General features: G+C 34.8%; 10 protein-coding genes and 1 tRNA gene. 8 read left to right on the top strand and 3 right to left on the bottom strand.

What is annotated here, in order from left to right; translation table 11 throughout:
• Positions 1-156: 156 nt before the first annotated feature.
• From SAGCYANO_RS40455 to SAGCYANO_RS40430, 6 genes are all read left to right on the top strand, one after another.
• Positions 157-1326 (top strand): F420-0:Gamma-glutamyl ligase, encoded by a 1170-nt coding sequence (locus SAGCYANO_RS40455; protein ID WP_237397178.1) that lies wholly within the window; start codon positions 157-159, stop codon positions 1324-1326.
• Positions 1327-1699: 373 nt separating this feature from the next.
• Complete coding sequence (locus SAGCYANO_RS40450; protein WP_202225162.1) at positions 1700-2995, top strand: GNAT family N-acetyltransferase; 1296 nt, start codon at positions 1700-1702, stop codon at positions 2993-2995.
• A 718-nt stretch (positions 2996-3713) separates the two neighbouring features.
• Positions 3714-4196, top strand: a complete 483-nt coding sequence (gene ruvX, locus SAGCYANO_RS40445; protein ID WP_202225161.1) for a Holliday junction resolvase RuvX — start codon at positions 3714-3716, stop codon at positions 4194-4196.
• Positions 4197-4798: 602 nt separating this feature from the next.
• Positions 4799-5371, top strand: a complete 573-nt coding sequence (locus tag SAGCYANO_RS40440; RefSeq protein ID WP_202225160.1) for a DUF3727 domain-containing protein — start codon at positions 4799-4801, stop codon at positions 5369-5371.
• A 387-nt stretch (positions 5372-5758) separates the two neighbouring features.
• Positions 5759-6847, top strand: a complete 1089-nt coding sequence (gene mltG, locus SAGCYANO_RS40435; RefSeq protein ID WP_202225159.1) for an endolytic transglycosylase MltG — start codon at positions 5759-5761, stop codon at positions 6845-6847.
• A gap of 371 nt (positions 6848-7218) precedes the next feature.
• On the top strand, positions 7219-7767 hold the full coding sequence (locus SAGCYANO_RS40430; RefSeq protein ID WP_202225158.1) for a YqeG family HAD IIIA-type phosphatase: 549 nt from the start codon (positions 7219-7221) through the stop codon (positions 7765-7767).
• Between the two features lie 612 nt (positions 7768-8379).
• On the opposite strand, the gene SAGCYANO_RS40425 is transcribed toward SAGCYANO_RS40430, so the two are convergent.
• Entirely contained in the window at positions 8380-8961 is a 582-nt protein-coding gene (locus tag SAGCYANO_RS40425) for a glyoxalase-like domain protein (protein WP_202225157.1), read from the bottom strand.
• A gap of 681 nt (positions 8962-9642) precedes the next feature.
• Between SAGCYANO_RS40425 and SAGCYANO_RS40420 the strand changes: the two genes are divergently transcribed.
• Positions 9643-9715 (top strand) — tRNA-Ala (locus SAGCYANO_RS40420).
• A 615-nt stretch (positions 9716-10330) separates the two neighbouring features.
• On the opposite strand, the gene SAGCYANO_RS40415 is transcribed toward SAGCYANO_RS40420, so the two are convergent.
• Together SAGCYANO_RS40415 and SAGCYANO_RS40410 are read right to left on the bottom strand one after the other, a co-directional pair.
• A complete protein-coding gene (locus SAGCYANO_RS40415; protein WP_202225156.1) occupies positions 10331-10621 on the bottom strand; it encodes a hypothetical protein in 291 nt (96 codons plus the stop codon).
• Between the two features lie 90 nt (positions 10622-10711).
• Positions 10712-11005 (bottom strand): hypothetical protein, encoded by a 294-nt coding sequence (locus SAGCYANO_RS40410; RefSeq protein ID WP_202225155.1) that lies wholly within the window; start codon positions 11003-11005, stop codon positions 10712-10714.
• Positions 11006-12138: 1133 nt separating this feature from the next.
• On the opposite strand from SAGCYANO_RS40410, the gene SAGCYANO_RS40405 reads away from it, so the two are divergent.
• Positions 12139-12657, top strand: coding sequence for a hypothetical protein (locus SAGCYANO_RS40405; protein ID WP_375340092.1), 519 nt, complete (start codon positions 12139-12141; stop codon positions 12655-12657).
• Positions 12658-12843: the final 186 nt, after the last annotated feature.

Raw genomic sequence — 12843 nt, 5'->3', positions numbered from 1 at the left:
TGTTCCTTTATATAAAGGCTTTTTCTCTTTAAATTATTCCCTGTTTCTAAGCTTGTGCAAAAAGTATTCTGTAAAATAAGCTGAATTTTCAAATAAGATTAAGGAAATTATATTAAGTAAGCTTAGTTCAAAGAAATATTAACAGGAGATTAAGTGATTATAGAAATTTTCACAACAGGAATTATAGTCTTAACGATACTTCTAGGTTTAGGCTATTTAGCACTAGAATTACAATATCGTAGTCGTCCAGGAAATGCATTAGAGCTAACCTCTGGAGAATGGCATTTAGCAGTTGCAGAACCAGAAAATTACCTATTAGTGGGTGAAATGGAATTATGCAACCGTACCAAAAGCTTAGAAATTATGGTGCCAGAAATACAAGCAGAAGTAAAACTTCTCTCTGGTGCAAGTTTAGAGAAAGTAAATTATCAAACTCGAATAATTCCTTTCCATGAAGATGCCTCAGCTAGACCTGATGACTATTGGTTTGCTTATATCGTTAAAGTAGGAAAAAAGACAAAACTGAAGATATCAATAGATATTCGTGGGGAAAATTTAGACCAACTAAAGTCAGCTTGGATTAAAGTCAATTATATTACCTATGGACCTCAAGGTCGCATTCCCAAAGTTCGTCATATTGTAGTGCCTCTCAAATTTCCCGACCCTAAAGCTATTCCAAATCAGCGAGAAGCGCAAAATGCAACAGTATTTCCCATTCGCACTCACTTATTAACAGAATTAGACGATCCGATAGAAATTGTCAAACGTTATGTAGTTCCTCATGCTCAACCAGGGGACATTGTTACCATCGGTGAAACACCCCTGGCCTTAATACAAGGTCGTTTTCGTCACCCCACTGACGTTAAACCTGGGTGGGTAGCCAAACGTATTTGTTACTTCTTTCTCCCCACTTCTAGTCTAGCAACAGCTTGTGGGATGCAAACTCTCGTAGATATTGTTGGACCAACCAAAGTATTGATGGCCTTTTTCGGAGGTGCCATAGCCAAATTATTAGGGAAACCCGGTATGTTCTATCAATTTGCAGGAGAACAAGCCAGACTAATAGATGACGTTACCGGAACTTTACCTCCTTATGACCAATTTATAGTTTTAGGCCCAGAAAATCCTCAACAATTAGTAGACCAAATTCAAACAGCAACTGGCCTAGGTGCAGCAATAGTAGATGTTAACGATTTGAAAGCAGTTAAAATATTAGCAGCAACCTCTAACGTGTCTACCTCTTTATTAGAGGACGCTTTGAGAAGTAATCCCGCAGGAAACGCGGATGAACAAACTCCAGTAGTTTTGATTAGGCCATCATCTTAACGACGAAGTCAGAAGTCAGAAGTCAGAAGTTAACCCACCCTAGCCCCTCCCCTCCCAGGAGGGAAGTAGGAAGATTTTGAGCAAGACTCCAAAAATATTTCGCCTTAAAAGGCGGGGTGACACGACCCAATTATTTTGATCAGACAAGAAGTTGATGGAAATGAAGGCTAAAAAAGTGAAGATTACTGGAATGAGCAAGATATAAAGTATTACTAATGCTTATATAACTAATCTGAAACAACTATAAACTCACGTCTATTTTAGTCATTCAAAATTATCTGGATGACTAAAAGCTGATTTAGGCAAATTTCCAGTTCCACAAAAATCAAAACTTTATTTGATATAAGTACCCAAAAATCTATAAGAAAAAATAATGAAACCTTTAACCCGCCAAAACAAAAGTCAGGTGGTCATCCGTCCCCTAGAGTACCGCGACCTAGAAGCGATCAAGAACATAAGTAAGGAAACTCCGGAGGTACAACACAATCATCGAGATGTTACCTTTAACCTCTCTCCTATTAGCCTCAGTCAGAAATTACCACAAATTAGTCGTTGGTACTGGCCCATAAAATTCTTGAGCCTTTTCCCTAATCCCTGCAAATATTTGCTAACTTCTTATGTTGCAGAAGTAGATGGACAAATTAAAGGGGCTATCCAAGTTTTTCCTAGTAACCGTACCCGCAGTAGTTGGCGGGTAGAAAGGATAGTTACTGAAGAAATAGGGACAAACAGAGGAATAGGTTCTCAACTATTACGATATTGCTTTGAGAAAATTTGGGAAGCACGGACATGGTTATTGGAAGTTAATGTTAATGATAAAGAGACTATGGCCCTTTATCGCCAAAATGGTTTTCAGCCATTAGCCCAAATTACTTACTGGACAATTACTCCCCAACAATTACAAGAGTTAGCCCTTTCTCAGCCAAATTTACCAAACTTACTACCTATTAGTAATGCTGATGCTCAGTTGCTCTATCAATTGGACACAGTATCTATGCCTCCTCTGGTACGGCAAGTATTCGACCGCCATATCCCAGATTTTCAAACTAGCTTTGTTAGTAGTTTGATGGAGGGAGTAAGGCAATGGGTAAATCATACTGAATTGGTTAGTGGGTATGTGTTTGAACCCCAACGTAAGGCAGCGATCGGCTACTTTCAAGTACAATTATGTCGTGATGGTACACAACCACATATAGCTCAATTAACTGTACATCCAGCTTATACTTGGTTGTATCCAGAGTTATTATCTCAAATGGCAACACTGGCTCAAGATTTTCCTCTTCAATCTCTACAACTTGCTTCTGTTGATTATCAACCTGAACGTGAAGCATATTTAGAAAAGATAAAAGCTCAACAAATTGAACATTCTTTGTTGATGTCTCGTTCTGTTTGGCATAAACTCCGAGAGTCTAAGTCTGTTATTTCTGACCTCCAGTTTTCGGAAGTTCTTCAAGGTCTGCAACCAGCTCGTAAACCAGTTCCTAGTCGTAGTTCCTTGTTAAAAATCATGCAAAATAGACATGGTAAAAATAGTAACTCTCAGCTCAAGACTAATAATAATAATTATTGGGAAGCTACAAGCGAACAAGTAAATTCTGCATCAGAATCTTCTATATCTTCATCTCCAAATTCACAAAGTGAAGATGAAGATGATAATGGAAAAATCTAAAGATGAAAAATTAGGGTGTGTCTAATTGAAGAAGGTTGACGCAACGGACTTATATCGCTTGAACTTACAAAAGCATGACTTACGCATGAGGTAGGAAAAACTAGGATTTGAGATTGCTTCCCTATCAGTCGCAATGACGAAAATAGGTTGCGGGTGCGTAAGTCCTAAATAGGGTACGGGTGAAAAAATTGGTTGGTGGGGGTAGGACACGGAGACGCACCAGACGCGGGGACGGGTCGATGTGTGGGGAACAGACAACAATTTCAGCCATTTTATGTGAAGAAATTTTCTTAAATTTCAGCAGAAAATTTCAGTAGATTTATGCCAATAAGAGCCAAAAACGACGAGATAAACTGAATATAAAAAGCTCTATTACCGTAAGCTTTCCTGACTTTCAGATTTATGAGCACAAGTCCTAAATAGGTAACAAAAAGTCTCTTAACAATTTTAGGTTTGAAGCCTATCGAAGCTAGGATAAAAATAACTCTAATGTCCTTTTAGTAAATCTAATCCTTTTTTTAGAACAGAAGAGGTAATTGTTAATTATTGATTGCTTATCTAAATGTTGGCAGAAGACCCGCGCTCTCCTCGTCGGGAGCGTCGGGAGGATGTCAATATATTGTTGAATATCTCCATTTGACCAAGAAAAGGAGTGGGAGTGAGAGATTTGTCACAAATCTAAAAAGTATAATTGTAGATTTAAGGAGTTGAATTTTCAATGTCTCAATCTCGAATTTCAGCACTGGGTTTAGATGTAGGGAGAAAACGCATGGGGGTCGCAGGATGTGATGGTACTGGTTTGATTGCTACTGGTATTACTACTATTAAACGTACCTCTTTTCAAGAAGATATAGCTAAGTTAAAAATTATTATCCAAGAACGTCAAGTACAAGTTCTAATTGTAGGTTTACCATACTCTATGGATGGTTCTATAGGTTTTCAAGCTAAACAAATACAAAAATATGCTCAAAGATTGTCACAAGCTCTAGAACTACCTATAGAATATGTTGATGAACGTTTGACTTCAGTTCAAGCTGAGGAGATGTTGAAAGCTGCGAATATTTCTCCTTCTCAGAATAAACATTTAATTGATAGAAAAGCAGCAGCTTTGATTTTACAGCAATGGCTGGATGAACGTAGAAAAAACAATATTAGCTCACAAGTAAATTATTCAATAGATATAGAAACATCTATTACATAGAAGAGAAACAAACTTATTTCAATAGACATCTGGTAAAAATCAAAAATAAAATCAATTATTATCCATAAATTATCAATTGTTCTCTCATAAATAAGATTGCCTAGAATTTTAATATCTTGAAAAATAGCCAATAAATACTAAATATAAAAACAGAGTTATAATTAGATTGGTAAAATTTGACTATTATCAACTATCAATCAAGTATAACTCAGAGAAATAACAGTTAATTGTTAATTATCTAGAAAAGGAGCTATGATATTTTAGAACCTTATAGGAAAACTGTTGAGTATTGAAATACATACTACCTAATATCAGTTTTATATGAGGTTGCATAGAATTTGAAATTCATTAAATCGATCTATATCTATCTACACTTACCTGCGGTCAATTATGCTTGAAATATTATTCTATGCAGCTTCATTTCAATTTGGTATAAAGTTAATTATATGAAAGTATACGGTAATTATCTAGTAGAATCTAAAAATCTGCTTAATGCTCATCAACAAAAACTCAATCTCTTAGACCTTGTTTGAACCTTGATGAACAGAATTTATCTATACTTAAAGCACTACTAAAGTGAAAAAATCATCCAAATACCCAAAATGTTTTCATCCCCAGAATCACAAGAAAATGGACAATATCCAGAAACTTATGTCACTTTAACTGATGAGGCAGAGCGATCGCTATGTTGTACTGTAGAGTATTCTCTGGAGTTAGATAACCAAGAGTATGTAATGTTACTACCAATAGACTTACCTGTAGAAATCTTTACTTGGGCACAAGGAGATGTAGACCAAGCAAGTATTCCTGTAGGTGATGAAATGGAAATAGATCGAATTTTTGATACTGCCAAAGTTGTACTTGAAGAACACAACCTCACACTTCAAAGAACGGCTATAACCTTAACTGTTACTGGGGAGTTACCAGAATGGGATGAAGATGAACTAGATGAAGTAGATGAAAATGATGAAGAAGGTGAATATTACGAAGAGTTGGCCACTTTTTTATATAAAGACCAGAAATACGCAATATATACACCATTAGATCCATTTTTAATTCCAGCTCGTAAAAGTGATAATGGAAAACTGGAATTGCTTTCAGAAGAAGAGTTTCAGCAAATTCAGCCAATGGTTCAATCAATGCTAGAAGATCAACTTTTCAATGATATGGAATAGACTATTTAGGGTGTGCTGAATAAAGTTTTTTTGTAGGGGTAGGAGACAGGAGACAGGAGACAGGAGACAGGAGAAATGGGAATGAGTAAGGAGGTAGGAGTAATAATTGTCCCAAGATTGTTCTGCTCAACTATGCACCTAAAATACTAGCTTTTTGAGCCAAATCAACTGAAACAGGCGCACTGCAATTCGACCCTCACAGTACTCAAAGCTTTATATATCAATACTTTTATCATTAATCAGCAAGCCCTATTTAAAACTTTGAGCAAATCAGGGTGATTTAGTCAAATATTTATACCTAAAATTATGCTCTAGAATAACTTAGATAATCATCTTCGCTACAAACTAAGCTAAGAGAACCTTGAGGATAAAGTATTAACTAATCAAATGAAAAATAGTATTAAACTAATTTCCAATCGTGCCCTATTCTATTTGGCCATCTTACCTGTAAGCTGTGGTATTTTTGCTTGGCAGGGATGGGCCTGGTGGAGTTGGGTTAGTGGCCCTCTAGTGACAAACACATCATCTACTCAGTCTCCAGAAGAAAATGCTGTAACAATTAAAATTCCAGTCGGAACTTATGGTCAACAAATAGGTGAAGATTTAGAAGCTGCTGGTATTATTCGTTCTGCAACAGCTTGGAATTTCTGGGTCAAATGGTTGGGAATGCAAAATCCAGATCTAGAGTTTAAAGCAGGAACTTATAATTTATCACCTACAGAACCACTCAGCGCGATCGCGGATAAAATTCTAGACGGAGATGTAGTTAAACTCAGCTACACCATTCGTGAAGGATGGTCAATTAAACAAATGGCTGAATATTTAGAAGCTCAAGAATTTTTTCCTGCTGCTGATTTTATTGCTGCTACTAAAAATATTCCTTATGATAAATTTCCCTGGTTACCAAGTAATATTCCTCACTTAGAGGGTTATTTATTCCCAGATACTTATAAGATAGAAGCGGAAAATAAGACTGCTGAAGCTATTATTAATCAAATGTTAGGGCAGTTTGAAAAAATAGCATTGCCTGTATATCAGAAAAATCTGAATAATGCCGAAAATTTGAACCTCCATGAGTGGGTGACTTTGGCAAGTATTGTAGAAAAGGAATCTGTAGTTGCTGAGGAACGAGGTGTAATTTCCGGTGTATTTAATAATCGTTTGAAGAAGGGTATGAGGTTAGCAGCAGACCCAACGGTGGAATATGGCCTTGGTATTCGTCAAACAAAAGAGAAACCTCTTACCTATAGTCAGGTTGAAACTCCTTCTCCTTATAATACTTATCTTAATACTGGCTTACCACCAACCGCAATTGCTAGCCCAGGTTTAGCTAGTTTAGAAGCAACTCTTAATCCAGAGGATACAGAATATTTATATTTTATGGCCAGGTATGATGGTACTCATATTTTCAGTCGTACTGCCGCAGAACATGAGGCTGCTATTGCAGAGGTAGAAAGAATGTTATCATCTCAGTAGCTAGTATCCCTACGCGGAAGTCAAAATTTAAAAGTCGTAGGGGCGAATGGCCTTCGCCCTCAAAAGTATTGATTGGTAAGGCTTTTAGGATTTTGTAACTGGTTAGTTATTTCTGCCATCCTGCACTAAAAGTAAAAGGTCAAAAGTATTGATTGGTAAAGCTTTTAGGATTTTGTAACCAGTTATTTCCGCCATCCTGCACTAGCAGTTTTTTTACTTTTTTGATTAGTAAGAAAGTCAAAATTAGCAGTTTATGAATAAATAACTTTGATGTCTTTTATTTATACTGCGTTAATATTCTATTATTTTTGACTTTTAACTTATTCATTGAAAATTATTGTTATTTTTATTATAAATATTAATTTAATTTTATGTCTTGGGGTAAACTTTTACAGCCAGATTTAGTTTTAGGGAACTCAATTTTAAGTCTAACATCGGGAATTATTCAAACACATCAAATTAAAGGTTTAGTGTTGGATGTAGATGATACTCTTGTACCAATTCGTGACAGTAATACTTCTCCGGAATTAAGTGAATGGGTAGAGGAAATTAGAACAATAACAAGTCTATGGTTAGTAAGTAATAATCTGAGCCAATATAGAATAAGTCGCATCGCCGAGTCTCTCAATATACCTTATATTGCTGGAGCAGGTAAACCTTCTCGTCGTAAATTAAAAAAAGCTGTTGATGCGATGAATTTACCAGTAGAGCAAGTTGCAATGGTAGGCGATCGCTTATTTACTGATGTTCTAGCAGGAAATCGTTTAGGAATGTTTACTATTCTTGTTGAGCCTATATCTAATATAGATTCAGATATTCCTAATTATGGGTTTCGCTCTTTTGAAATCTGGTTTTCTCAACTTCTAGGAGCATCTTTAAGTATGGATGCCTACCGTTTAATGCCTGGAAATAAGAAATAATTAGTAATTAATTATTAGCAATTCCCAAGAAGTGAGAGATGCAAAATTTTTTGGTTTGAGGGAACACCAGATATGAAGAATAGGCGATAAAAAAGAAATAAAGATTAGGTGTATTTCATTAGTGTGAGAAATGCTATATTACCTCTCCTGAAAACGGATAGGATTGACGAAAATGATTTTTCTGATTCCCGTCTAAAATCTTGACAATTGCTGATGCCATTGTATTGAAATCTCCGACAGGTACAACATAACTACGCTCATCTTTGTGATTCTCTCTCCTCCTGACTCCTGACTCCTTCTTACCGAATTATTAATAATTAATAATTAAATAATTCGTGCCTTGAAGCCTCCCTTTTAAGGGAAAAAAGAAATAATATTTCCTTATATTCAATCCCGTAACGGTTTTAACCAGAGGTAATTATCAATTATGCATTATCAATTATCAATTAATGAATTAACCAATCTATAACTGTTTAACCGGATTTGATATAATATCCTCCCCTACAGTTTACAGATTGCAAATGCCGTTGGTGGGGTACAAATCCCCATAGAATGCATTTTCTAACTACTTCTTCAATTATTAAAATCTATAGTTAAATCTATAATTTATTATTAATTTTTAACTTCAGCTATTTCTATTACTCGACCATTCCAATCTTTAACTAATAAATTCAGGGGTCTCTCCCTTCTAATTTTGTATTTAATACCTCGCATTTGTACGCGCATTAATATTTGTTCTAAACAATCTTTATCAAAGCAGACATGACGTTGGTTATCTCTCGTACCTAGACTTGCTCCACTAATAATATGTACCTGAGTATTTTTCATCAATTGATACCACAGACCATCTGAAACTCCTGTTCCTTGATTAGTAGTGCTTGGTCTGGTATAATCGCTCGATAGATAAAGTGGATCTATACCTGTTGCACCTAATGTTTGTTCATAATTATAATAATAATGTAAAGGCACTTCTGCTACTGGTAAATCAAGCATTCCTTCATAAAACTGTTGAGCAATGGCTAAGTCTGAAACCATTATTGTGTAAACCTTCGGGGCGCTAGTAAGAAACATCCACATAGCTACAGCATAAGCTGCTAGTAGCATTACCATTATTCCTTGGGTAGAAAATAAACTATCAAGTGGTAACTCTGGTAAAAAAGCGCCTAAAGTTAGCTGAGGGAGTAGAAAAGCCATAATATTTACTACTAACATTATCTAATCAAATATTCAGAATTATGATTAATTTTTGTGGTCTTAGCACAAACTCTATCTAAGTTTAACCTTACTATTGCATTATAGAGTAGTTGTGAAGTCCTCTATTGGTTCTAGAGAGAATACACGACTTCGAGGGGGAATAGATGGTCTAGACATTTCCCAATTCAGTCTCGTTTTAATTTCCGTTTACCAACTTTGCCTTGATTAGAAAACTCAGTTTTGTGAGGTTTTTCAGTAATATACCCTCCGAGACCGAGTAAAGACCTTAAACTTTGGACATTTACTTTCGTTTCAGATGACTAAAATAGTAAGGTAATCAGGACTTACGCAGAGACTCTACATACAGGGAGGGCGAATGCCATTCGCCCCTACATATGATGTGTGATTTGATATGCGTGCGTAAGTCCTGGTAATGTTGAATAAAAGCTAGGGGATTGATTGTTTTTGTTATCAGAAAAAATTCTTAGAGCCTCAATATACGCCGGATGGGTATTAATATTAATTAATTAATCGAAAAATATAAAATACTCCTATGCATAAGTAAATTAAAAATAAGTATTTTTGATAAAGTATCTGTAAAATCTAGAAGTTCTGGTATAGTTAGTATACTAATCAAAAAAGAAGCAGTTTGTTTAGAATAGGCTAAGGTACTTCTGATTAGGGGTTATAGCTCAGTTGGTAGAGCACCTCAATGGCATTGAGGGGGCCAGCGGTTCGAGTCCGCTTAGCTCCATTTTAATATTCAATTTTTCTGCACCACTATCTCTTCAAGATTAGAAAGTGCTTCTCAATAATTGATAATTGATAATTACCGAAAAATTGTGGTATAAAGCCTCCCCTTTTAAGGGGATAAAAAGCTTTCGTAGCGCAGCTTCCCGTAGGGTGGGATGGCGAGGTTTCCTCGCCATATCCATGAGACCAAGAGAAGAAAAATTTCATGATTAGTCAATCAATTCAGTTTTAAAGGAGAGATAATTCTAAATTCTAAATTCTAAATTCTAAATTCTAAATTCTAAATTCTAAATTCTTGAACTCTCCCTAGTTTAAACATTTTCCTTCCCCTACGAAAGCAAACTTACAGCGCAATTCATTTAAGTAGACTACAAAATTATTTTGAGTTAGGGAGTAGTCAGTAGGAGCTTTGGCCACTGTAGTCTATCTATTATTAAAAACTGCTATAATTGCTGATAAATTTTCATAATACCAAACTTAACTATAGCTCCGCAATGCTGAGATATTTTATTTGATGTAGCAAAATGTGGTGCAACACAATCTATTTATGGCATTTCCATCTATTTATGGCATTTCCATTTAAAGTATTTGGTAATTAATAGATAACTGATGAGAACTATATTTTATTTTTTGCTTCTACTCTGATAGATTTACCTTTATCATCTGTACGATAAGCCCAGGTATAATTACCATCAGACAAGATAATATACCAACCTTCTACTAATCTTTGCCCACAAAGTTCATTACTATTTGCAAGTCCTAAACAAGTATTAGGCCAAGTTTCTTGACTGACTTGAGTAACCTTGATATTTTCAGGCAAAATACCCGTTTGATTACTTAAATCTTCGCGAACAGCATCAACTATATTATTAGGTATTATTTCTTCATTATCAGCAAATTCTTCCACTTTATCTAGAGTGGGTTTACCAATTTTTTTATCCCATCAAAATTTTGATTAATGGAAGGTTTGCTGACAGCGAGTACCTGATTGATAGATTTATTTTTTAGAAAAAAAGGGTTGAGATATTTCTGTCTGATCGTCGATTTTCATCTCTGTTGCAGACTTGATAAGGTTAGCAAATTTATTAGCTGTAGAATTAATTTTGGTGTTTGTTTCTAATTGTTGAGATTGAAGTACTTTGACAGAAGCAATTGCTGTTTCAGTCAGATTGGGATATGCTTCAGCAGCTAATATTCCAGTCAAAATTAATGCTAGTAAAAAAGGATGAGGTGATTTCTTATAAACTCGCTCATTTAGATTGGGTTTATAATTTTTAGAGTTTAATTTCATAGTTAGTACTCATTTATTATTGCTAGATTTACTTGTTATTATGAATTGAGGAAGCTGTCATTTTATAACTCTGAATATAACTACAGGATTAGATAAACTACTAAACAAAATTATTGACATACTCTGATTCTATAGAATGCTTACAATATCAGGTAATTAATCTGAAAAAATGTGTGATTAATTTTGTGTAGCTGCTTAAAAATGTAAGTTTTAATTTTATTCTGCTACTTGGCTAAACATAACAGAAGAATTGTAAAATTTAGTATTAGTTAAACTTAATTTGTCTATATCTATTTAATCTCTCATAACTAAAATGAACTTAGTTTGTACCATTTTATCTGGTTAGTAACAGACAAGAAAAATTTACCGAAGAATTAATAATTAAATAATTAAATAATTCAGGTTTAAAGCCTCCCCTTTCAAGGGGAAAAAGCGGTCGAGGGATGGCGAGGAAACCTCGCCATATCCAATCGACCAAGAAAATATATTTTTCCTTTTATTCAACCCTCTTCTTTTAGGGAGAGGTAATTATCAATTATCCATTATCAATTATTGAAAGTATTTAACTAAAATAGACTTACAAAAAAGTCAGTTAGTTCCGTAATAATTCGTCATAAAAGCTCTGACAACAACTATTACTTTATTTCAATTTAATTTGGTGTTTTTCCGGAGAAGAGACTTTTTTCTAGAGCTGATGTAAATGTAAAGTTTGCTTCTATCTAAATTTTCTGCATTGAAAGTATCTGCAACTACCAACAAGATGGTACGATAATACAATGTTAAGCTATTAAAGTTCTAAATTTTTACTGACAAATCAAAATTCTAATTCTCATCTCATCATCAGAGAGTGTTTGTAAAATAAATATTTAACCATGTAGGGTGCGAAGTGTGTTGCATAATGCACACCTCTCACATCACGAGGTGCTTGAGGTGTAAAACTGACCATTATTCCAGAAATGGTAAGGGTACCGTCACAGACCCTACTTAATCTTTATGTTGACAAACATCCTCGAACCTAGAAGTTTCTACGGATGGATAAAAATATCTTCCTTGGCAGTAGAAAATTAAGTAAGCACAAAGCAATTTTGGTGCTATTAACAATTTAGCAAGAGAAGATAATGGAGAAAAATATTATGGACCCGTTACTTGAAGGTGGTGCTGCTATACAACAGCGTGATTACACCTTAATCATCGATAAAAGCAAAGATATGTATCTATCTGACTCTGCTATAGGCAAAAGTCCTTGGGAGCTAATGCAAGAGTCGGTAATAAAATTAGCAAGTGAATGTGAGAAGTTAGATTTAGATGGACTAACAGTTTATCTATTTTCTGACTATTTTAAACGATATGACCAGGTGACATCCACCGACTTAGTTCATATCTTTCTGGAAAATCAACCTTCGGGTAAAACTAATTTAGCAGATGCTCTTAAGGATGCTATTGATAATTATTTTGAGCGACGTGCTTTAAATATAGCAAAGCCAAATGGGGAAACTATCTTGGTTGTTACGGTAGGTGAGATAGAAAATCCCGATAGAGTCAAGGATATTATAATTTTTGCTGCTAATAATTTGCAACAAGATGAAGAATTGGGTATTTCACTTATTCAGGTAGGAAATAAGCCTGAAGTAACACAGTTTTTCAATTATTAGATAATGAATTACAAACAATGGGTGCTAGGTTTGATATTTGTAATACTGTGACTATTGAAGACTTAGAAAATATGAATTTAACTGATGTTTTTATTAATGCTATCTTTCTTTAATTAGGAGTCAGAAGTCAGAAGTCAGAAGTCAGAAATCAGAATGAATGCCTTCAATAACAGTTTTTAGGTAGGA

This window comes from Okeania sp. KiyG1 (assembly GCF_014132355.1).
In the GTDB taxonomy this organism is placed as follows: Bacteria; Cyanobacteriota; Cyanobacteriia; order Cyanobacteriales; family Microcoleaceae; genus Okeania.
The sequence above is the reverse complement of the archived record's forward strand: the minus strand, read 5'-3'. Positions and strand labels throughout refer to the sequence as shown.

Excerpts from the sequence above, each read along its gene's own strand:
- SAGCYANO_RS40405 (WP_375340092.1), top strand. The coding sequence starts at position 12,139 with ATGGACCCGTTACTTGAAGGTGGTGCTGCTATACAACAGCGTGATTAC.
- ruvX (WP_202225161.1), top strand. The coding sequence starts at position 3,714 with ATGTCTCAATCTCGAATTTCAGCACTGGGTTTAGATGTAGGGAGAAAA.
- SAGCYANO_RS40430 (WP_202225158.1), top strand. The coding sequence starts at position 7,219 with ATGTCTTGGGGTAAACTTTTACAGCCAGATTTAGTTTTAGGGAACTCA.
- SAGCYANO_RS40410 (WP_202225155.1), bottom strand. The coding sequence starts at position 11,005 with ATGAAATTAAACTCTAAAAATTATAAACCCAATCTAAATGAGCGAGTT.
- SAGCYANO_RS40450 (WP_202225162.1), top strand. The coding sequence starts at position 1,700 with ATGAAACCTTTAACCCGCCAAAACAAAAGTCAGGTGGTCATCCGTCCC.
- mltG (WP_202225159.1), top strand. The coding sequence starts at position 5,759 with ATGAAAAATAGTATTAAACTAATTTCCAATCGTGCCCTATTCTATTTG.
- SAGCYANO_RS40440 (WP_202225160.1), top strand. The coding sequence starts at position 4,799 with ATGTTTTCATCCCCAGAATCACAAGAAAATGGACAATATCCAGAAACT.
- SAGCYANO_RS40425 (WP_202225157.1), bottom strand. The coding sequence starts at position 8,961 with ATGGCTTTTCTACTCCCTCAGCTAACTTTAGGCGCTTTTTTACCAGAG.